The following is a 23,616-nucleotide window of genomic DNA, read 5'->3' on the forward strand; positions in this document are numbered from 1 at the left end:
ATGAGCCTATAGTTTTTCGATCCAGCGGTCATACCAAAGCTGGAACACCAATATATTCCAGAGTTTCTGGTAACTTATCTTCTCCCCTGCCAGATAGCGTTTCAACAGCTGCTGCACATGCGCGGCATTGAAAAGTCCGGTCCTTTCCAGGCGTTCGGGAGACATGAAATACTGCATCCTGTCCGTCAGGTCTTCCCGGAACCATTCCTGCAAAGGAGCTATGAACGGCCGTTTCGGGCGATCCATCAGGGACTTGGGGATGTATTTATGTACAATAGATTTGAGTATATATTTGTTGACGCCGTCCTTTACCTTGATGGAAGCCGGCACCTGTGCAAGGTATTCCACGAGGCGATGATCCAGCATCGGCTCACGGCCTTCTATACTCACAGACATTGTAGCCCGGTCTACTTTTACCAGGTTATTATCTACCAGGAAGGTTTTATAGTCAATAGCCAGCAGACGGTTCAGCGGGTCATTCATGTCCGCCAACTCACCGTTGAGGTCAAAATTGGTACGATATCCTTCCGTTTTTCTTCCCATGTAATAGCTGGCTTCACTTTCGGTAAGATACTGGCTGATGTACTTCAGCGCTTCCTGCGGTTTACCGGATCCCCAGATCAGCTTCATTTTCTCATACCGGGAAGCAAAGTTGTACTTTTTATTAAAGAATGGGATAAGTTCGGGATTTACCAGACCCATACCATAGCTGAGCATGCTTTGCACACTTTTCGGGAAACGGCTGGTGAAACGCAATGCCTGGTTAAACTTGTTGTAACCGGAAAACACTTCGTCACCGCCATCGGCCGACAGTGCCACTTTCACCTCCTTGCTGGCCAGCCTGCTGACAAGTGTTGTAGGCACAATAGAATTATCAGCGAATGGTTCATCATATATCTCGGGAAGCGATTCCATGACATTCCTCGCATCATCAGGCCCAACGATCCATTCGTGGTGATCGGTCCCCAGATGCCGCGCGATCTTTCTTGCTTCTGCGGACTCATCCCATTGCTGCTCTTTAAAGCCTATCGTAAAGGTTTTGATACGGCTGCCGGAATCTTTCTGCAGAATGGCAGCAACGCTGGCACTATCGTATCCACCACTCAGGAATACCCCTACCGGCACATCTGCTACCATACGGTAGTTATATGCGCTTTTCATCAGCGCTTCAGTCTCTTCCAACACCTTATGTTCGGGTATCTGCAACAGCGGCTTGCGGTATGCATCCAATACGTCCCAATAAGTATGCTCCTGCACACTGGCGGATGGGAGTTGCACCCTCAGCAACCGGCCCGGAGGAAGTTTGTGGGTATTTCGGTAGATCGTAAATGGCGCGGGAATATAGCTGTATTGCAGAAAAAGGGATAAGCTGTTCTCATCTATATCTTTACGGAAAGCGGGGTGTTCGCAAATGCCTTTCAGCTCGGAAGCAAACAGCAATACCTGTTCGTGCCAGTAATAGTACAAGGGTTTTACTCCCGCTCTGTCGCGACAGAGCAGCAGGCTGCGTTTTTCCCGGTCGTAGATCACAAAGGCAAACATGCCGATGCAACGATCCAGAATGGCTTCCCCCCATGCATCGTATCCTTTCAGCAGTACTTCCGTATCTGATCCCGACTGGAAAGTATAACCAAGTTCTTCCAGTTCTTTCCTGATGGATTTGAAATTATACACTTCGCCATTAAAAATGATGCTGTAATGCCTGAAGTGCATTGGTTGGTGACCGGAAGCGGAAAGGTCCTGGATGGAAAGGCGGCGCTGCCCCAGCCCTATAACGGCTGATGCATCTTCATATGTTTCGTATCCGGCATCATCAGGACCACGATGCAGCATGGCATCGGTCATCCTGCGCAGGATGCCTGCATCTGTTTTTTTGGTAAAATCGATAAACCCGGCTATACCACACATGCGTTAACTTTTTTAAGGTGTTTCAGATTCCAGAAAATACCGTTCCAGAATGCTTTCAGGTGAACTTTCTCCTTTTTCAGCATGAACTGCAGGGTATTTTTGGGTATTGTAAACAGTACAAGATAAGCCATAAAAAACGCCCGTGAAGGGAGTTTTACGTTACGGCGCATGAACAATATCCTGTTACGGGTAATATAATATGTCTTCAACGGGCTGTTCTTGCCGGTTGTCATGGATTCTTTGTGATAGATCAGGGATTTGTACTGGTAATATACCTTGTATCCATGTCTTTTGAATTGTTCGCACCAGTCGAATTCCTCATAATACAGGAAATACACTTCAGGCATCAGTCCAACCTTTTCCAGCGCCCGGGCCGATATCATCATTCCTCCTCCATGCGCATAATGTGTTTCGGATACTGCGTCATACTGGCCCTGATCGGGTTCCCGGCATCCAATCATACTATTCCTTCCGGTGAACATATCCACCTGCCGGTAACCGGCGTATTCGATCGTTCCCGGCTGGAAAAAGTAATGAAACTTGGGGCTGGCCACACCGGCATCCGGATAGTCCCTGAATACTTCCAGCAGTCCTTCTATCAGGCCGTCGGTAAATTCAGTATCATTATTGACAAGAAAAAGATATTCTCCTTTCGCGGCTTTGATGCCAAGGTTATTACCTCCGGCGAATCCTCTGTTCTCCTCACTTTTGATCAGTTGCACACCGGCATATCCCTTCAACGCGTCGGTGGGATCTTCCTTCGATGCATTATCCACTACGATCACCTCCATGTTCGGATAACTGTTCTGCTGCAGCGATGCCATCAATTCACAAGTCACAGCGGTGTTATTGTAATTAACGGTGATGATGGAAACCAGCGGGTAATATGGGCTATTCTCTGGTTGCATTTAATAGTGGATTATCGATCGCTGTTTTGGTATGTTTCGTGTGTATGAAGGTCTTGTTCGCGCCTTTCAGACGGAACAGCAGCAGTACCATGATCCCCATTGCCCGCGGCAGGCTTAGCATAGCCGTGAGCAGATATTTGGAAAAGAACTTCCGGGGGATGGGCAGCAGCAGACTGACTCCGTTCAGCACCAGCGCCGCCAGCCACCATGTTAAAGGGATTTCCAGGTAGCGGAAAAGCAGCAGGTAAATGAAGGTGCCGCCCAGCAATGCTGCCAGCAGCAACATACGCGGCAATAACAGGTTCTGGCAGACGGCAAGATTGAAATAATCAAGGTTGCCGCGGAAAAGCGCCTTCCATCCCCTTGTCCAGTATGTACGCAGATATACGAACTGGCTGGACATCCAGCGCTTGCGCTGGTTGCTGAATGTGGCGGAGCTTTCTACCTTCTCGTCGAAAATATGCGCATCCTCAAGGTAGTAAATCGAATACCCGCGGGAAACGACCAGCAGCTGCAATACCTTGTCAAAACCTCCGGTGGCATCAATTTCCTTCATAATATCCCGGATGAGCGGGAAATGAAAGGCCATGCCCGAACCGATCACGGAAGAGGACAGTCCCAGCGAATTGGCGCCTTTGCGGTATATATGATTGGCAATGATCTCGTTGGCAGCATCCAGCACGGCAAACGGCGTATCCAGGTTCTTGGCTACCCTTTGCGCCTGGATGACATATTCCCCATTCTGATAAGCTTTGTTGATTTTCAGCAGAAAATCCGGCTCCAGTACATTATCAGCGTCACAGATCAGGGCGATATCATATTCTTTCTGCAATTGGGCGAATGCGGCATTGAGGGACCGCGCCTTGGTGCTTTTGTCAAATGACACGCTGATAGCCCGGATGCCGGATGCTTCCAGCGAAGTCAGGGTCTCCGGCTGCAGAGAGTCCGCAATGACAACAAGTTCGTATTTGTCTTCAGGATAATTTAAAGCTGCATAGCTCGTTGCGGTGGAGAGAATAATGCTGTCCTCTTTGTATGCAGGTACCAGGATAACAATCCTGCCATAGGTGGCTTCAGTGAGTAATTCGGTCTTCTTTCTTCTTTTAACACTGCCAGCAATGGCAAAAATCAAATTAAACAGTACGCATCCGGCTAAGTAGGTAAAAATTATCGCTTCAATAATAACTGACATTACACATTATCTTTTTGGATCAATGCCAATGGCGTATTCACCATTAGCCAAAGGTCCATGGAAAAGGAGTACTTCTGGGCGTAGTTGATGTCCAGATCAATTCGCTCCTGGGCTGACATTTCCTTGTTACCTCTTTTGCTGACCTGCCACAAACCGGTAATACCGGCGGGCGCCAGAAATCTTTCCGCACACTGATCGGTTACCAGCGTAGTAGCTTCATACAATGGAAGCGGACGGTTACCTACAATGGACATGTCTCCCTTCAATACATTATAGAGCTGAGGTATCTCATCCAGACTGGTGTTCCGGAGGAATTTGCCGAAACGCGTAATACGGGGATCGTTAGAAACCTTGTAAAATACCGGCCCATTGGAATCAGCAGAATACTGGTTCAGATGCTTCAGCTTGTCCAGCTGCTTGTCCGCATCCGCTACCATGGTACGGAACTTGTAAAACTTGAATACCTTGTAGTTTTTTCCTGCGCGGCGACCAGCATAGAATACAGGACCACGGGACTCCAGCTTCACGGCAGCGGCGATCACTATCAGCAATGGAGACAGCGCCACAAGCGCCAGGCCGGATACAAGTACATCGAACGAGCGTTTGCCAATGTTCCCAAGGCGTTTCTTTTGATAACCTGCTTTCAATTGGCGGGCATTGAAGGCGCTCAGTTGCTTGAACTTGTTTACAAAACCGATCTTCCTGTTCAGCAGACCGAAGGTTTCATCAGTAATAATATCATCAATAAAGCCAAATTGTTTTATAACGGATTTGATATTCTCGTTAATAGATTCCGGATGGATGAAAAAAGGTAAGGAAAGCAATGCCTTGTTGGATGCAAAATACTTTTTCCATTCTGTCAGCACGGCCTCAAGATCTTCGCCTGCCTTGCAGATAATGGCTGCAGGAGCGCGGTGATGGATATTGAGCAATTGTCCGATGACAAGCTGAACGTCTTTTACGGTTGGTACGATCACATACCTGAAATCCGTTTTGTTGGAAGGAACCGATGCTCCCGAAACACCCACAAGTAAAACAAATCGCTCTCCCGGCATAATATCAAGCCGGTTGCGGGAGTCCTGAACAACGGTATCTTCTTTAGCGTCTGCAGCGCAAACTAAAACAGGTGTAGATGTCTCCATATTGCAGCGTATTAGTGTATTGGTTTTTGAGCCTAATCAAACAATAGTAAAAAAGATCCTTAACCTGCTATCGTCAGGGCAGGATTCAGTATCCGGGAAACAGTCCCCATCAACGTCATGGGATCAAACGGCTTTTGGGAAACAGACTGCACATTTGCATACTTCACAGGTAGAGCGTTAAGATTTTCGAGATTGAAACCTGAAATAACAACTACCGGAATATCCTGGTATAGATAACTGCCGGATAAAAAGTCAAGCAGTTCTTCTCCATTGATGTTCGGCATCTCCATATCTGTAATGATCAGATCTGCTTTATTCCCGCTCGAAAGCCATTGCATTGCAGCAAGTCCGTCAGATGCTGACACTACGCTGTATTGCTTTGAAAAAATTGCTTCCAGTAACATCCTCAGTGGCAAGCTATCGTCAATAATTAAAATTTTCTTTTTCATCCTTTATTAATTTTCAGTTTATCCGTTAGGGCAAACAGGCGATCGCCAGTGAGCCGGTTAAATGTTTAAAATTGAGGTATGTATTCATTGAAAAATACGCACCAGGTTTTAAACGGATAAGGTCCAAAAATTACACGGTAGCTTTTCAGGGGATGATGGCAGAATACTTGGAATGGTCGATGTATTAACCGATTTGTACTGTAAACATATGTATAATGTGTTTACAATCGTAATAGCTGGAACAAAAGTAAAACATTCTCCGGAATACATTTATTTTTTTTGTGAATGGTTTGATTTGACCCGTAAAAGGAGGAAAATTTAGCATAAACGAAAATTAGCTCTGTAAAATCACCCAAAACCGGGTAAAACGATGTCCACCGGTTGCATATGACCGAAATTGTAATAATTTTGTGCGCGGTTTATACCCCTTTATCAAATACATCTGCATGGAATCCTGGTTTTTTTTCATTTTCTGGATAAGCCTGTTCATACTTTTTTACAGCTATATCGGCTACGGTATATTATTATATATAGTCATCCGGGTGAAAAGGCTTTTTTTCCCGTCCGGATCGGAAAACCAGGAAGAAGTATCTTTTAGGCCTAAAGTCACTTTTATGGTGGCAGCTTATAATGAAGCGTCATTTATCCGGGAAAAGATTGCCAACACCCTGGCACTTGATTATCCGGCAGACCTGCTGGAGATCATTTTTGTAACGGACGGCAGCACAGATGGAACGGACGCGATTATTGCGGATTATCCGCAGATCCGTGTGCTGCATGAGCCGGCGCGGAAGGGGAAAACCGTTGCGATCAACAGGGCCATGAGCTTTGCCACTGCCCCGTATGTGATCTTCTCCGATGCCAATACGCTGTTGAACAAGGATGCGGTCAGCCGGCTGATCTCCTGGTTCCGGGATCCGGCTACCGGTGCGGTAGCCGGAGAGAAGAAAGTGATTGCAGCGGCTGATGATGCGGAGGGCATGGGGGAAGGCGCTTACTGGAAATACGAGTCTCTCCTGAAGAAATGGGATGCAGAGCTTTACAGCGTAATGGGCGCCGCCGGAGAACTGTTTGCCATCCGTACGGAGCTTTATGAGCCGATTCCTGCGGATACCATACTGGATGATTTTGTGATCTCCTTCGGTGTGAATATGCGGGGATATAAAGTAAAGTACGCACCGGATGCATACGCCATGGAAACGCCCTCTGCTTCCCTCGGGGAAGAATATAAGCGGAAAGTGAGGATCAGTGCGGGGGGATTTCAGTCCATGGGGATGCTGCTGCCGCTTTTTAACGTCTTCCGGTATCCCAGGATCACCTGGCAGTATGTTTCCCACCGGGTGCTCCGCTGGACGCTTGCACCATTATGCCTGCCGCTCGCCCTCCTCTCCAATATTGCCCTGGTCTGGCTTCAGGCCGGCAACCTCTACACACTTGTACTGGGCCTTCAACTTGCCTTTTATATCGCATCGGCTGCCGGATATATCCTCGCCAGGAAAGGTATCAAGGTGCCCTACTGCTATATCCCTTTTTATTTCCTTTTCATGAATATTGCCGTGTATCACGGCTTTTCCCGCTTCCTGAAAAAACGCCAGTCAGCCGTTTGGGAAAGGTCTGAGCGCAGGATCAATTTTTCCTGACCACCCGTTTTCAGCCATTCACCGCCTAAATACCGCAGTTCATGAACCAAAACATGCTGTTAACAAAAAAAACGTAACTCATATTACTTTCTTTATTTATTTTCGCACATCATAAGGAGAATTGTTTGTCATTTTCAGCAAAAACAGTTCTCATCCCTAACCACTTCCTTCTTAAAACCAACAGCAGCTGCGGATTCAACTCCAAAGAACTGCGTATTTTTTTTCCATTCCTCTGAACTTCTCGCGATCCGATCGCTTTTATGACATGACTTTTCATGTCCTGACGTTGGTTTATTACATACATCTACTATATATACAATTTTATTCATTCGTCTATGAAACGATTTTTACACCTCCTGCTTTTGCTCCCGTTATGGCTGCTGTCTGGTACTGCCGGGGCGCAAACTACCCTTGATCCAAGCGATCCTATCGTCATCTACAACTCCAGCAATCCCCCTGTTGAGCCGCAATGGGGTACGATCGGCAAGTGGGTAAAGACCAACAGGATGAGCTGGACGACGACCTCTTACAAGGCGTACATCTACAAGGGTATGTGTTTCCGGCTTAAATTCCCGAAAACGTACCAGCATGGTGTGTCCGATGGAAAAAAGTATCCTGTCTACCTGTTCTTTCACGGGCTGGGTGAGAAAGGAACGATCTATGACAATGAATTCCAGTTGTTGCACGGCGGCAAGAAATTCAGCGACCTGGTGGATAACGGCACCTTTGATGGTTTCCTGATCTACCCGCAAAGTAAAGGCCTCTGGGGCAACAGTGAGTATGATAACGTGAAGGAACTGCTGGATTCCATGGCTACCTTTACGAAAGCAGACCTGGACCGTGTGTATGTAAACGGTCTTTCGTCAGGCGGACAGGGAACATGGGCATGGACTATGCGTTATCCCCAGCTGACCGCGGCGTCTTTACCCATGAGTGCTGCATCCCTGGATTACATCAACAGCATCAATACTTATAAATTCCTGCCCATGTGGCTGTTCCAGGGTGGCCAGGATGGCAACCCTGCCCCTTATACTACAGACCAGGTAGTGGCAGCCATCAATAACGCGGGAGGTAATCTGAAGTTCTCCTTCTATCCAACTGCCACACACGACAGCTGGACCCGTGCATGGCAGGAAGCGGACTTTGTACCCTTCATGCTCCGGGCCAACAGGCTCAAACCCTGGCCGCTGCATGGCGACAGCCTGATCTGCCCCGGTACAAGCGTAACGATCGGTATTTCTCCAGGCTTTTCAAATTATGAATGGCGGAAAGATGGCGTAGCCATCCCCGGCAATACCAACCAGGTTGTGGTAAACACTCCCGGGGCATACAGCGTCAGAGCGCTCTCCAATCATGGATGGACCGGCTGGTCTCCCGTTCCGCTGAACATTGCCTACAAGCCCAATACATCGGCACCGGTAATCACTACCTCCGGGCTCGCATCGAATGTAATACCGGCGCCAGACGGCAGTACCAGTGTTAATCTGACTGTACCCGCAGGCCTTGAACAATATGAATGGAAACGGGCGGGGTATGCACCTGTGATCGGCACAGGTAACAGCATTACTGCTTCTACTCCCGGAAAATATACCGTTCGTGTACTCGCAGCAGACTCCTGCATCAGCGAATCCTCCGATACCTTCCTTATCGTGAATGCCAATGGTATCAACGGTCCTGATGCTATCAGCGGACTGATCGTTTCAGGTTTCACCCAAACATCTGTCACCCTCAGTTGGGCACAAAGCCAGGCGCCTGCGCATAATGAGAAATTCTTTGAAGTGTACCGCGGTACACAGCCCGGCGGGCCTTATGTACTTGTTGCCAAAGTAGCTGCGGATGCAACCGGTTATACAGATGAAGGCCTGTTTCCCGACAGCAGCTACTATTACAAGGTACGCCCGGTAAATGATAATGCCGCTGCGCCGGTATCCGCAGAGGTTAAAGGCACCACTACGGCTGATAATGCTACTCCTGCAGCGCCAACCGGTCTTGCCGCCAGCTATATCACCACCAACTCATTCATCATTTCCTGGAATGCTGCAACAGATGATGCCGGTATCGGCGGATATGATGTTTATGTGAATGGCGCGTTGCAAGACTCTACAGGCGCAGCTACGCTCCGGGACACCATTACCGGCCTTACTGCCAACACGCCCAATACCGTGTACATTAAAGCGAAAGACGTTACCGGCAAAGTATCTACTGCCAGCAGTCAGCTGACTGTAGTGACCAAACGCGGGCAACTCGCCTATAAATATTATAAATACTCAGGAACCTGGAACAGTCTTCCTAACTTTGCGAACCTCACTCCTACTGAGACCGGAAGGTCGGCTACTCCCGATATTTCAGCAAGGCCGAACGGCGTGACCACCAAGTATGGCTTCCTGTGGACAGGATATATTCACATTCCGGTTGCCGGCACCTATATTTTTGAAACCAACTCAGATGACGGCAGCAAGTTGTATTTCAATATGCCCTACAGCCACAGCGCCACCGCTACCGTTAATAACGACGGAAATCATGGCGCTCAGTACCGCAGCGGTACAGTGACCGTAGCAGAGGCCGGGGTGTACCCGATCGCCGTTACCTTCTACCAGGGCACCGGAGGCCACTCTCTGGGTGTGTACTGGACCAATGCAGCGGTAGGTGCAACCACCCGCCAGCTCATTCCTGCCCAGTATTACATGGATGACCCGGGCGTAACCGGCACCAACCCGGCAGCCCCCACTACACTCGCTGCCAGCACTGTGAACCACAGCAAGATCAGTCTGACGTGGACGGATAATAGCAACAATGAAACCGGTTTCGAGATCTACCGCGGCCTGAGTGCAGCCGGAACATTCGAAATCGTTGCTACTGCCGCCGCCAATGCAACAGCATTTACAGATTCATTGCTGGATGCGTCCACAACTTACTATTATAAAGTACGGGCTATCGGAGCCGCCGGCGAATCCGCCTACGGCAATACGGCCAATGCAACAACGAACCCGCTGCCTACGCCTCCGGCAACACCCTTCAACCTTTCCGCTACCCCGCTGTCTGTTTCTGCCATCAGCCTTACATGGTCTGATACCGCAAACAACGAAAGCGGATTTGAAATATATCGCAGTTTTGCTCCAAGTGGCTTCACCCTCCTCCATACAATAGGTGCCGTAACCAACGGAACAGGAGCTTACACAGACTCCACCCTGGTAGCCAACACCCTGGCCTACTACCGGATCCGTGCAATAGGGGAAGGCGGAACTTCCGGCTATGCTGCGTACGACAGTGCGAGAACGCTGACCAATCCCCCTGTAATATCCCCCATCAGCAGCCAGACCGTACGGTATGGTACAACGGTGAATATACCGGTGGTAGCAACGGATGAAGATAATGATCCGATCACGTACAGCCTCCTGAACGCACCTGCCTTCATATCTGTATCAGCAGCTCCGGGAAACGTTCACCTGGTGGTGTCTCCGGCTTCCAATGAGCAGGGCACTTATAATAATATCGGTGTGATTGCCAAGGACATCTATGATGGTGCAGATACTGCATATTTCGATCTTGTGGTGAATGACAATTATGCGCCCGTGATCACTCCGATGGAAGCGTTCAATGTGAATGAAGGTGCTTCCGATACCGTGAAGATCACGGTAACAGATCAGAACCCGGGTGAATCCTTTACCTGGTCTGCGATCGACCTGCCTGCTTTCGTAACGCTCTCCAGCCAGAACGATACAGCGTTGCTGGTTATTGAGCCTGGCTACAGCGCATCCGGTACTTATAATATAAAAGTTGGCGTAACTGATAACCGCGGCGGGATAACAGAGCATACCTTTACATTGAATGTAACGGACATGCCTACACCGGATTATAAATTGTTCCTGAACTTCCGGTTGAACCAGGATGCACCGGCGCCGTGGAACAATATTGCGGACAAGGTGACCAACAATCTCCTCAACGAAAACGGTGAAGTGACGACTGTTGGCCTCGAATTCACCGACTGGTGGTGGGCTGCAGGTGTAGAAGGCGCTACAACTTACAATAACAGTGGTGTTTACCCGGATGCTGTGATCAGCCAGTATATCTACTTCGGTACACTGGAAGGCTTCTTTAGCGGAGCTACTACGATGAACGGCAAGCTGACCGGCCTGGAAACAAACCGGCCGTACAGCATCAGGTTCTTCTCCAGCAGCAAATGGTGGGCCCCGCAACCGGATAACGGCAGTACGGTATTTACCATCAACGGTGTAAGCAAAACACTGTATGCACATAATAACAGTTCCAACACTGTCATCTTTGAAAATCTGATGGCTGATACCAACGGCGAGATCAGCTTTGTGCTGAGCCTCCCTCCCGGCGGCCAGGTAGGATATCTGAATGCCATGGAAGTGAATGCCGGTGGTGCTGGCACACCGCCTGTGAACCGTAAACCGGAGATCACCGCCATCGCAGATAAATCCGTACAATCCGGCACTACGACCTCCATCCCGATCAGCGCGACCGATCCGGACGGAGATGTACTCACTTACAGCACCGAAAACCTTCCGTCGTTCGTTACGCTGGTACAGTCTCAGGGTAACGTATCCCTGACCGTAGCACCGGGTCTGACCGATGAGGGTGTTTATAATGATATCCGTGTGATCGCCACCGATGCGGGTAGCCTGAGCGACACTGCCAGCTTTAATCTGGAAGTAACCAGCGCCCCGCCGCCGACAGCGGACTATAAACTGATGCTGAATTTCAGGCTGAATGCAGATGCTCCTGCCCCCTGGAACAACATTGCTGAAAAGGAGACCAATGACCTGAAAGACGAGGATGGCAATACCACAAGTGTGTCGCTTATATTCGACTCATGGTGGTGGGCATCCGGTGTTGAAGGCGCCACAACCTACAATAACAGCGGCGTGTATCCGGATGCGGTGATCAGCCAGTATATGTATTTCGGCTCACTGCCGGGATTCTTCAACGGTGCCCTTACCATGCCGGGCAAACTCACCGGGCTGGATGCCACCAAATCTTACAGCATCAAATTCTTCTCCAGCAGCAAATGGTGGGCGCCACAGCCGGATAATGGAAGCACCATATTTACCATTAACGGTGTAAGCAAAACGCTGTACTCACACAACAACAGCACCAATACAGTAGAATTCACCAACCTGACACCTGATACGAACGGCGAGATATCCTTCGTACTCAGCCTTCCGGAAGGCGGCCAGGTAGGCTACCTGAATGCCATGGAGGTGACAGCGGGAGAAGGTGGTCCGGTTGAACCGCCGGTAAACCGGGCCCCTGTGATCAGCGCTATCGGCAACCAGGCTGTACAGGCTGGCACTACCGGCAGCATCCAGATCAGCGCTACCGACCCTGATGGCGACATGCTCACTTACAGCACCGAAAATCTTCCGTCATTCGTAACCCTGGTGCAATCTCAGGGGAACGTGTCTCTCAGTGTGGCACCTGGCCTGGCCGATGAAGGCGTTTATTCCGGTCTCCGCGTGATTGCCAAAGATCAGGGCGACCTGGCTGACACAGCAACGTTCGACCTTGAGATCACCGGTACACCGCCACCTGCGCCGGATTATAAACTGATGCTCAATTTCAGGCTGAATGCAGATGCTCCTGCCCCCTGGAACAATATCGCTGAAAAAGTGACCAATAACCTGAAAGACGATCAGGGGCAGACCACCGGGGTATCGCTGGTATTTGACTCATGGTGGTGGGCTGCCGGCATTGAAGGCGCCACAACCTATAATAACAGCGGCGTGTACCCGGATGCAGTCATCAGCCAGTACATGTACTTCGGCTCACTGCCAGGGTTCTTCAATGGCGCACTCACCATGCCGGGCAAACTTACCGGTCTGGATGCAGCTAAAACTTACAGCATCAAATTCTTCTCCAGCAGCAAGTGGTGGGCGCCGCAACCGGATAACGGAAGCACAGTATTCACCATCGGTGGAGTAAGCCAGACGCTTTACGCCCATAACAACAGCGCCAATACCATTGAGTTTACAGACCTGGTGCCGGATGAGAACGGCGAGATATCCTTCGTACTCAGCCTGCCGGAAGGCGGCCAGGTAGGTTATCTGAATGCCATGGAAGTGAATGCTACCTCCGGCGAACAACTGGATAATAATGCCCTGATGATCAGCAGCCCCACACAGGCAACAAAAGCTGATCCGCTGTCCGCAGAAAACGACGGTATCCGGATGCTCGCCTACCCGAATCCGTTCTCGAACCTCCTGGCAGTGGATGTAGAGCTGAAACGGGCTGGCAATGTGAAACTGGAGATCGTGGATATGACCGGCAGACTGGTGTACACGGAAAACAGGTCAGATATGCCTGCAGGCAAATCTACCATCCGCTTGACCACCGGTTCATACATTCACGCTTCAGGCATCTACCTGCTGAGGCTTGTGCAGGCTGACGGCACTGCAAAAACGATCAAAATACTCAGAAAATAGAATCGGTCTTTTGAAGGACTAAAGGGTTGCATCAGATCTGATGCAACCCTTTTTCTTTATCAGGGCCCTTAACTGTTCCCATTGGTTTCTTCACTACTCGCCCTTTTCACCATTTTCACTGCCTAAATACCCGCGTTCCCTAAATATTTCAGGTATTTCGCATGGATTAATTTTTTTTTAGGTCGTATTGATATAAATTTGCATTTTAAACCGAATATACTTTTGCCCTGCATGCTGCCATGCAGATGAGAGATAGTTATTGACGAATTGGATCATTTTCCCAAAGGTATCTTCCCGGTTTGTTTTGGCTCTTGACTTTTTTCAACTATTTTTGCTTTTCGAAATAACCTCATCCTTCAAAAAACCAGGCATGACCACCGGATATCCCATTCCGGCCTTGCTTTCATTATTTTTTACCATTCCTCTGAACTTCTAACCGGTACCGGTAAGTGCCCCGGAATTTTGTATTCCCTGTCACACACGGGTATCCTGATGTAACACCGGAAAGCCGGATACATCTATTAATGATCTGGATTTCCAGATTTTTTTTGAAAGATATAGTTAATAAAAAATTATAAATAGTATGGATATAACATATTTCATAAAGGCCCTGCTGAAGAAAAAGTGGTGGATCATTCTGAGTACATTCGGCGCTATTGCGGCAGCTTTTGTATTCACAATGGGCAGGCCTAAATTGTATGTTTCTTCTGCACAGATGTCTACCAGTTTCACCACAAACGATCAGATCAAACTGAGAGAGGAGAACGTCAATCTGTTTGAAGCCGATGTGAAATTCGACAACGTGATCCAAACTATCAACTCACCGCTTGTCATAGGTCTTCTGTCCTGTAATTTGCTGATACATGACCTCACATCCAACAAACCGTTCACTCATCTTACGGAGAAAGAACTGAACTCCGACGCATATCGCAGGGCCAATAAAGAAGCTATGCTGACCATTTGCCAGCAGAAGCTGGATTCCTTGCAGATGCTTACCTCCTACAACGAAGATGAAAGAAGGGTATTAGAATACATGAAGTTATATCGCTATGACTATGAGTCTATCCGGAAGAAGCTATATGTCGGCCGCCTGCAGCGGACTGACTATATAGATATCGTGTACCGTTCAGAGAATCCTGAGCTCTCGGCTCATGTTGTGAATACGCTTTACCATGAATTTATCCGTTTTCACCGTAGTTCGCGTACCGAGCGGTCCGTTGAAAATATCGGAACTTTCCAGTCATTGGTAGAACAAAAAAAGCTGGAACTTGATGCAAAGGTAGAAGCGCTGCGAATGTATAAATCCTCGGAAGGTCTGCTGAATGTGGAAGCGGCCAGCGGCAACGAGTGGGACCTTATCAAGCAATTTGAAAAGGCCCTGTATGATGAAAGGGCAAACAAGAATACTATAGAAGCCGCACTGGGAAATATAAATGATCAGATGAAGCAGATCGCGGGCGGACAGACCATATATAATAACCAAAACAGCGAGATCATTTCCCTTCGCAAACAGATCAATGAGCTGAACGATGAATATATTCGCGGAGGTTCCAAAGACGATGATCTGAATCTTAGAATAAAGAACCTGCGGGCTGAACTTCAGAAAAAACTCATCAGTGTGTCTGTCCCTACAGGTAAGGCCGTAACACGGGAAGAACTGGAGCAGCAACGCGCTTCTTTACAGGCAGAGCTCAATGCTTCCAGGCAAAATGAGCAAAGCCTGGAAATGAAGATACGTACCCTCAGATACTCCGTTGGTTCTTACGCCAACAAGGAAGCCACGGTAACCTCACTTCAGCAGGAAGTAGAACTTGCGCAGGACGAGTACAACAAGCTGAAAGAAAAACTGAATTCAGCCCTGGACAACCGTTCAGTACAGCAGGATGACTTCCGCCAGACGCTTAAAGGGCAACCGGCATTCAAGCCCGAATCCTCCAAGCGCGTCATCATCATGGGCATGGCCGGTATTTCTGTACTGATGCTTTCATCCCTGCTGTTCCTTTTCCTGGAATTTACAGATTCTTCCATCAAATCTCCCTCCATATTCGGCAAACATGTAGCCCTGAAACTGATCAACACGATCAATCATGCCGATCTTCACAAATACAGCATTCTGGAGGTGCTGCAGAAAAGAGTAGATGATGATGAGCAATTGAAAAAAAGACAGAACATTTTCCGCGAGTTGATGCGCAAGCTGCGTTTCGAGATCGAGCACAGCGGTCGCAAGATATTCCTGCTTACCAGTACCAAGCCGCAGCAGGGAAAGACCACACTTACCCAGGCCCTGGCTTATAGCCTCAGCCTTAGCAACAAGCGTGTATTGGTCATCGATACCAACTTTTGCAATAACGATATCACCGTGCAAATGGAAGCCAAGCCTTTGCTGGAATCTTTTTCCGTTCCACCAAGCGAATTCAGCTATGAAAAGATCAGGGATATTGTTACTACTTACGCGATCGATAATATTGAGGTAATTGGCTGCAAGGGTGGGGATTATACACCTTCCGAGATACTTCCCCCGAATCACCTGCTGAATTACCTGGACGAACTGAAAGCACATTATGATTTTATTTTACTGGAAGGAGCACCGTTAAATGACTATACCGATAGCAAGGAACTTTCTGAATATGTAGAAGGAGTAGTTGCCATATTTTCATCCAAGGCTTCCCTCAACCAAATAGATAAGGATTCTATCGAATTCCTTCACCAACTGGGTGATAAATTCATAGGGGCCGTATTGAACAATGTGCGGGAAGACTTCCTGGAGCATTAATCCCCAAAAAAAACTATTGTGAACGTCCAACATGAGCTCAAAAATTTATTCCACATTGGCCCGAGAGTAAAAGATGACCGATACGCATGGATTGACTATGCCAAAGGCATCGCTATTATTCTGGTGGTGTACAGGCATGCCGCCTATGGTCTGATATCCAGTGAGATAGTCGTCAAGCCCTGGGTAATCGACCTGAACAACGCCTTATATAGTTTTCGTATGCCGCTGTTTTTTTTACTTTCAGGATTGTTCTTTAACAGAAGCCTGCTGAAACGCAGCCCAAAGAACTATGCTATTGCAAAGGTAAATACCCTCCTGTACCCCTACCTGCTGTGGGCCGTCATCCAGATCACCCTGCAGATATTATCTGGCGGCGGTTATGCAAATGCAGACAGGAGCAGTGCTGATTACCTCAACATATTTGTGCAGCCCCGCAAGCTGGATCAGCTCTGGTACCTGTTCGCGCTGTTCAATGTATCCATGCTCTATCTGCTCACAACGGTTGTGCTGAAGACCAAAGGGAAATGGCAGTTGCTGATTGGTCTGGTGTTGCTGGGCATCGCCCCTTTTCTGAAAAACATCAGTACATTCTATGACATTGCGTTGCACTATATCTTCTTTTCCATCGGCAGCGTATGCGCGGATTTCTTCTTCAGTGAAAGGTCCAGGGGACAACTTTCTTCCTTTTCCTCTTTGCTGTTGCTGTTGCCGCTGTTTGTTGTTTCGCAGTACTATTTCCTGCGTTATCCGGAAATGAACCTCTACCTGTACGCTTTTGTAGCCATCGCCGGCAGTATTTTCACGATCGTGCTGTCATTTATACTGTCAAAATACCAGGTAATGGACTTCCTGCAGATGCTGGGGCACTATTCACTTTATATCTACCTGATACATGTGTCTGTAGGGGCTTTCATAAGGTATCAGCTGATAAACATCGACTGGTTCAGGGAACATACGACCGTTTTCCTCATTGTAATGATCATTACAACCATCCTGTTATCAATATTGCTCTACAGGGTGCTGACAATGATCGGAATGCAATTCCTGTTTAAAGGCAGTTTCAGGGAAGTAAAACATACATCAGTTATAAATAATCAACAAGCATGAAAAAAGAGGAGAAGAAAGTGATCAATGAGAAGTTACATCAGGGACTCATCCTTTTTTTTATAGCGATGACCATCGGGATGATCATTTTTAAAATCATGTTTCTGTAAACGAAGTTCGAATGCAAACCGGCACAAAAAATATCTGGCAGATACTGGGAATTATCGCCTGGGTACTCTTAATCCCGGCGATAACCTATGTGGCCACTATTGACTACAAGATGAGCCTTGTGCTGTTTGGCGGCATCATCGGAACAGCGATGGTGGTTGCTACCCTGCTGAATTTCCGGTTGGGGTATTTTATGCTGCTGACATTCGGCCTGACGGTCAGGGTGGTGGAACGGATGTCCGGCATGGAATTAAGTATTGGCGTACCCATGGATCTCCTCCTGTTTGTGGTACTGATAGGCAGCCTGATCAACAATAAAGACAAAAGCATGTCCAAAGTGGATTTTTTCCGGGATCCGCTGCTCATCACATTCTACGTGTATATTGCCTATCTGCTGATCCAGTTTTTCAACCCCAACATCTTTCAGCGTACGGGGTGGACCACCTTTATGCGGGTATTCATGCGCAATATGCTGTTCATTTATGTGACCATGAAAATGATCCGGTCCATGAACGATGTAAAGCTGTTCTTCAAGTTCTGGCTTATCATCTCCACGCTGGCCGCACTGTATGGCTGTATTCAGCAATGGTTCGGGTTAATGCCTTTCGAAAAAAACTACATCGCCCTTTACCCTGAAAAGTTCAAGACAGTGGTGATCCTTACCGGCATACGCATCTTCTCCTTCATGTCCGACCCTGCGGTGTTTGGCCTGTTGATGGCTTGCGGCATCATCATCTGCGTGATTCTGCTCACGGCAAAAAAGACGGTTATCAGTCTACCGGTGAAGCTGATGCTGTTGGTCTCCCTTTTCCTCCATATGATGTCACTCGGTTATTCCGGCACCCGTACCGGATATGTTATGGTACCAATGGGACTGCTGATATTCTTCCTGGCCAACCTTCACCGGCGCAATACCGTTATCATGGCCGTAGTATTCGGTATGTTTGCGGTGCTGGTCCTTTACGGGCCGTTTTATGGCAGCCCGACGATCGTTCGGGTGAGAACAGCTTTTGTGGGGTCGGAAGACGCCTCGCTGAATGTAAGGGATATCAACAGGCACCGGATACAGCCATATATCTATACGCATCCGATCGGTGGCGGCGTGCTCACCTCGGGAGAAGAAGGCAAAACCTATAACCCGGGCCATGTGCTGGCCGGGTTCCCTCCTGACAGCGGCTACCTGAGGGTGGCACTGGAAATGGGCTGGATAGGCATCATCATCGTCGGTATCAATACATTCCTGGTATTGCAATATGCCGTCGTCAATTACTTCAGGAGCAAAACGGAACTGGACGGATTGCTCCTCATCAGCATAGCAGCCGTAGTTTTCTCCATGGCAGTCGGCCAATATGCGCAGGAAGCCGCCGGGCTGATCGAATCTGCATTCCTGCTGAATGCGCTTACGGGAATTTCTATCAAACTAAAATATCTACAATTAAATAACAAACAATGAAAAAAGAACTCCTTACACTACTGTTAATTGGTCTGGGATTCGTATCCCAGGCGCAAAGAACCGATACGACCATACTGATGGTCCTGCCTGCTGATCAGCCAACCGTGGCAAGATTAAAAGTAAAGCTGGTTGAGCTGGCCCTCAACAATCCTGACATGAGGGTCCATGATCTGAAAAAGCTGGCTGCAAAATATGAGGCCAATCGCGCCAAAGCGGAATGGTTGAACCATTTTGTGGCTTCCGGCAACCTGAATGAGTTCACCATCAAGAACGGCAACAACAATACATTCTTTCCGCGCTACAATTTCGGCGTATCCGTTCCGCTTGGCAATTTCATCGGTATCCCCAATGCTGTTAAAATGGCAAAAACCAATGGAAAGATTGCTGAAGAGCAGAAAAAGAGTGACGCCCTGGAGTTGAAGGCCATGGTATTGGAAGCTTATGAGGAATACGCCGCTAACAAACAGCTGCTTGAACTTCAGCTGCCCCTGCTGGAAGATGCGCTCAATACATTCCGCCAGACAGAAGAGCAATTTTCCAACGGAGCAGCGGGTGTTACCGTGGAAAATTACAACGCCACCTACAGGCAATACAATACAGAAATGGTACGTAAGGTGGAACTGGAAAGAAACCTCCGCAAGTCAAAGATCACACTGGAAGGCATGATCGGCATGACCCTGGAAGAGGTGCTGCTGCAATTATAAGCACATGAAAAAATATCCGTTACTGACGGCATCAGGTTTACTGATCATATTATGCGGTATCATATTGTGGCAGATGCAGGGATACACGCAGGGCGTTTTCTCATACCCGCTGGATGATACTTTCATCCATATGAGCATTGCGAAGAACCTTGCTTTGAACGGCACCTGGGGCATTAATGCCGGCACGTTCAGTTCCACTTCTTCTTCCCCGCTGTACACGCTGCTGCTGGCTTTATTCTTCAAGGCCGGCTGGTTCCCCGATATGCTGCCGTTCTGCCTGAACCTCCTTTTCGGACTATTGACACTTCATGCAGCCAACAGGTTGCTGGCCTATTGCGGAATTGCTGATGGGCACAGGTTATGGATATTGGCTGCGGCCGTACTACTGACCCCAATACCTGTGCTTGTGTTTTCAGGGATGGAACATATGTTGCATTGCTGGATCGTTTTGCAGCTGATGCTGCATACACTGCAGTTGCTGGCAGGCAACGGTAATATCAAAAAAGCTGCAACGGTAGCAATACTTGGAGCGCTGGCCGTGATGGCGCGTTTTGAATCACTTTTCCTGGCAGGCGCCATCGTACTGCTCCTGGTATATTACCGGCATTGGGCTAAAGCGGGTTTGTTGCTGCTGGTCTCGCTGCTTCCCGTCAGCCTGTTCGGCTGGTGGTCCATACAGCAGGGCGGATATTTTTTCCCCAACTCTGTGCTGCTTAAAGGGAGTAACCTGTCCGGCGGGATACAGCAACTAAAAGCATCCGCGCAGGAAATACTGGTATTCAAACTGATGTACGGCAATAATACGCTGGCCAATCTTTTCAATCCGAAATTTGCGCCGACCGGCGCCTCTTCCCTCTCCGGCACTACCCTGCTCAGGCTGATCATTCTTCTGCCAGTACTGGCCCTTTTTACAGGTTCGCAAAAGGAGGCGGCATCCCCCCTTCGTAAAATACAGCACCTGGCTTTCATCGTTGTTACCGGCGCGGTCATGCATCTGGCTTTTGCCTCTGTGGGCTGGCTTTACCGGTATGAAGCCTATCTTTTGCTGCTGGGTATTCTAACGGCAGGGGCCTTTACCGCATTACAATACCAGCACATCAAAAACTGGTTCTCCGCCCAATGGCTCCCGGGCAAGTTCATGCTGGCCCTTCTCATCTTCTTTATCGCTACCCCCTTCCTCCTCAGGGCTGTCTCCGCCGGTGCGATGCTGCTCCCGGCCAGCAGAAATATCTACGAGCAGCAATACCAGATGGGTGCTTTCCTTCGGCAGCATTATCATCATACATCCATTGCGGTTAATGACATTGGCGCTGTCAGCTATTACGGCAACAATCAAATTATTGATCTCTGGGGCCTGGGGGACAATGAAGTTGCCGGGAATAGGCTGCGGCATGCATATACGCCCGATTATCTCCATCAGCTTACGCAAAACCGGCATGCCCGGATCGCTATAGTGTACGAAGAATGGTTTGAACCGGAATTATTGAACCGGTGGACAAAAATAGCCACCTGGCAGATCAGGGATAACGTGATCTGTGGCGGGGATACCGTCACTTTTTACGCTATTGATCCCGCAGAAGCCTCCGCACTGAGGGACCATCTTCAGGCATTCAGCCGCCAACTGCCGCCGAGGGTCATCGTAAAATTTTACAATTAGTCAAGATATGAAACTAGTCACCTTTTTACTTCTTTTGGGATTGCCGGCCTTCGCGCAGCAACAGGCCAATCTCACCCCGTTCCAACCCATAAAGGTCAGAACAACTCCCTGGCATGAGTTGCCGGCATTGCTCTATCTCCCGGATGAAAATGTTACAGGGAAAAAATATCCGCTCATTATTTGCCTCCATGGAAGAAGCATTGCCGGAAAAGACCTTTCCAAGATATTCCGGGAAGGTGTTACCAAGCAAATGCATGCCGGCAAGAAAATCGACGCCATAAATAAAGTGGACGGCAAAAAATATAAATTCATCGTACTGGCTCCTCTCGCGGAAAGCTGGTCACTCGGCCCCGAGCATCTGGAAAGTGTGCTGGATGACGTGGTCAAACGATATCCGATAGACCGTTCAAGGGTGTACATAACCGGTTATAGCGCCGGGGGATGGTCTGTTGGAATGGCCGTAACACACCCCAGCCTGGCCAGGAAGATCGCCGCAGCCATCAATATGTCACCGGCGACTATCGACGAAAAAAATCTGAAAAGCTTCAAAGTTGCGGCTGATGCCAATGTACACACCTGGTACTTTGGCGGAAAGGAAGAACCCGTGTTCCTGGGGAATTCCAGGTTGTATGCAGACAGCACCAATAAATACAAGCAAGGATTGTCCAAACTGACCGTGGGTGATCACGGCCATTGCTGCTGGTCACAATACTTTAATCCCGCTTGGCGGGAGAATGGTTTCTCCATCTATGAATGGCTGCTGCAATACAGCAAACCGGCATTATTGAAATAATGTGTCCCGGTTAAAAATGGAAAGAGCCGCGCTAAACAGTGCGGCTCTTTCATTATGATGATCTTCCGGTTGTTACATTCATCACAACCCAAACGCCGCCTTCACCTTTTCCACATAATCCAGCTTCTCCCAGGTAAACAGCTCCACTTCAACTTTCTTCTCCGTTTTCTTTCCGGCGTTGAACACCTTCGTTACCACCTTGCTCTCCCGGCCCATATGGCCATAAGCCGCTGTTTCCCCATACATCGGGTTACGCAGTTTCAGGCGCTGTTCGATCGCATAAGGGCGAAGATCAAAGATCTCCTCCACTTTCCGGGCAATCTCGCCATCGTTCATCTTCACCCGCGCGGTGCCGTAAGTATCTACGAACACACCGCAGGGCTTGGCTACACCGATAGCATAGGATACCTGTACCAGCACTTCATCGCAAACACCGGCAGCTACCAGGTTCTTCGCAATGTGACGGGTGGCGTATGCCGCGGAACGGTCTACTTTCGAAGGATCTTTACCGGAGAATGCACCACCGCCGTGCGCGCCTTTACCACCGTAGGTATCTACAATGATCTTGCGGCCGGTGAGGCCGGTGTCGCCATGCGGACCGCCGATCACGAACTTCCCTGTGGGGTTGATGTGATAGGTGATCTTGTCCGTAAACAGGCTTTGCAGTTCAGGCTTCAGCTGCGCTTTCACGCGGGGGATCAGGATGTTGATCATATCCTGCTTGATCTTGTCCAGCATCTCCTTGTCATCCGCAAAATCATCGTGCTGGGTAGAGATCACGATGGTGTCGATGCGTACAGGTTTGTTATCGTCGCTGTATTCGATCGTTACCTGGGATTTGGCATCCGGGCGCAGGTAGCTGATATCTTTATTTTCGCGGCGGAGGGCGGCCAGCTCAATGAGCAGCTTGTGGGCCAGGTCCAGCGCCAGCGGCATATAGTTTTCGGTTTCACGGGTGGCATAGCCGAACATCATACCCTGGTCGCCCGCACCCTGCTCTTCAGGATTTTTACGGTCAACGCCCTGGTTGATATCGGGGGACTGCTCATGGATCGCGGAGAAGATACCGCAGGAATTGGCTTCGAACATATACTCGCTCTTGGTATATCCGATCTTGCGGATCACCTCACGGGCAATGTCCTGCACATCAAGGTAAGCTTCAGATTTTACTTCGCCTGCCAGTACCACCTGCCCGGTAGTAACGAGTGTTTCGCAGGCTACTTTGGATGAAATGTCGTATGCAAGGAAATTGTCGATGAGGGCGTCTGATATCTGGTCGGCAACTTTGTCAGGGTGGCCCTCAGAAACGGACTCTGAGGTAAATAAGTAAGGCATAAAA

14 protein-coding genes are annotated in these 23,616 nt (G+C 48.8%); 8 read left to right on the forward strand and 6 right to left on the reverse strand.

Annotation, left to right across the window (positions count from 1 at the left end; translation table 11 throughout):
• Positions 1-6 precede the first annotated feature (6 nt).
• From asnB to FW415_RS17600, 5 genes are read right to left on the reverse strand one after another with little or no spacing between them, the layout of a single operon-like run.
• Positions 7-1,908, reverse strand: coding sequence for an asparagine synthase (glutamine-hydrolyzing) (gene asnB, locus FW415_RS17580; RefSeq protein ID WP_148387684.1), 1,902 nt, complete (start codon positions 1,906-1,908; stop codon positions 7-9).
• Positions 1,896-2,816, reverse strand: a complete 921-nt coding sequence (locus tag FW415_RS17585; protein ID WP_148387686.1) for a glycosyltransferase family 2 protein — start codon at positions 2,814-2,816, stop codon at positions 1,896-1,898. The genes asnB and FW415_RS17585 overlap by 13 nt, the downstream gene beginning before the upstream one ends.
• Positions 2,800-4,008: a glycosyltransferase family 2 protein gene (locus FW415_RS17590; protein ID WP_148387689.1), complete on the reverse strand. Its 1,209-nt coding sequence runs from the start codon at positions 4,006-4,008 to the stop codon at positions 2,800-2,802. The genes FW415_RS17585 and FW415_RS17590 overlap by 17 nt, the downstream gene beginning before the upstream one ends.
• Entirely contained in the window at positions 4,008-5,150 is a 1,143-nt protein-coding gene (locus FW415_RS17595; protein ID WP_246858787.1) for a sugar transferase, read from the reverse strand. Before FW415_RS17595 ends, FW415_RS17590 begins: the two co-directional genes overlap by 1 nt.
• Positions 5,151-5,209: 59 nt before the next feature.
• On the reverse strand, positions 5,210-5,599 hold the full coding sequence (locus FW415_RS17600; RefSeq protein ID WP_148387691.1) for a response regulator: 390 nt from the start codon (positions 5,597-5,599) through the stop codon (positions 5,210-5,212).
• A 446-nt stretch (positions 5,600-6,045) separates the two neighbouring features.
• On the opposite strand from FW415_RS17600, the gene FW415_RS17605 reads away from it, so the two are divergent.
• The 8 genes from FW415_RS17605 to FW415_RS17640 all read left to right on the forward strand — a co-directional run bounded on the left by FW415_RS17605 (position 6,046) and on the right by FW415_RS17640 (position 22,277).
• Positions 6,046-7,239: a glycosyltransferase family 2 protein gene (locus FW415_RS17605; protein WP_148387693.1), complete on the forward strand. Its 1,194-nt coding sequence runs from the start codon at positions 6,046-6,048 to the stop codon at positions 7,237-7,239.
• 335 nt (positions 7,240-7,574) lie between these two features.
• Entirely contained in the window at positions 7,575-13,685 is a 6,111-nt protein-coding gene (locus FW415_RS17610; protein WP_148387695.1) for a putative Ig domain-containing protein, read from the forward strand.
• 583 nt (positions 13,686-14,268) lie between these two features.
• Positions 14,269-16,458 carry an exopolysaccharide transport family protein gene (locus FW415_RS17615; protein ID WP_148387698.1) on the forward strand — a complete coding sequence of 730 codons (2,190 nt, stop codon included), beginning with the start codon at positions 14,269-14,271 and terminating at the stop codon, positions 16,456-16,458.
• A gap of 18 nt (positions 16,459-16,476) precedes the next feature.
• On the forward strand, positions 16,477-17,565 hold the full coding sequence (locus FW415_RS17620; RefSeq protein ID WP_168208867.1) for an acyltransferase: 1,089 nt from the start codon (positions 16,477-16,479) through the stop codon (positions 17,563-17,565).
• Between the two features lie 118 nt (positions 17,566-17,683).
• The gene (locus tag FW415_RS17625; RefSeq protein ID WP_148387702.1) at positions 17,684-19,123 is read left to right on the forward strand and encodes an O-antigen ligase family protein; all 1,440 of its coding nucleotides are present in this window, start codon (positions 17,684-17,686) and stop codon (positions 19,121-19,123) included.
• Positions 19,120-19,827 (forward strand): TolC family protein, encoded by a 708-nt coding sequence (locus tag FW415_RS17630; RefSeq protein WP_148387705.1) that lies wholly within the window; start codon positions 19,120-19,122, stop codon positions 19,825-19,827. The genes FW415_RS17625 and FW415_RS17630 overlap by 4 nt, the downstream gene beginning before the upstream one ends.
• 4 nt (positions 19,828-19,831) lie before the next feature.
• Entirely contained in the window at positions 19,832-21,484 is a 1,653-nt protein-coding gene (locus FW415_RS17635; RefSeq protein ID WP_148387707.1) for a hypothetical protein, read from the forward strand.
• Between the two features lie 7 nt (positions 21,485-21,491).
• Positions 21,492-22,277, forward strand: a complete 786-nt coding sequence (locus FW415_RS17640; protein WP_148387710.1) for a prolyl oligopeptidase family serine peptidase — start codon at positions 21,492-21,494, stop codon at positions 22,275-22,277.
• Between the two features lie 81 nt (positions 22,278-22,358).
• Here FW415_RS17640 and metK read toward each other — a convergent pair whose 3' ends face one another.
• Positions 22,359-23,612 carry a methionine adenosyltransferase gene (gene metK, locus FW415_RS17645; protein ID WP_148387712.1) on the reverse strand — a complete coding sequence of 418 codons (1,254 nt, stop codon included), beginning with the start codon at positions 23,610-23,612 and terminating at the stop codon, positions 22,359-22,361.
• Positions 23,613-23,616: the final 4 nt, after the last annotated feature.

Origin of the sequence: Chitinophaga sp. XS-30 (genome assembly GCF_008086345.1) — a bacterium.
Lineage (GTDB): Bacteria > Bacteroidota > Bacteroidia > Chitinophagales > Chitinophagaceae > Chitinophaga.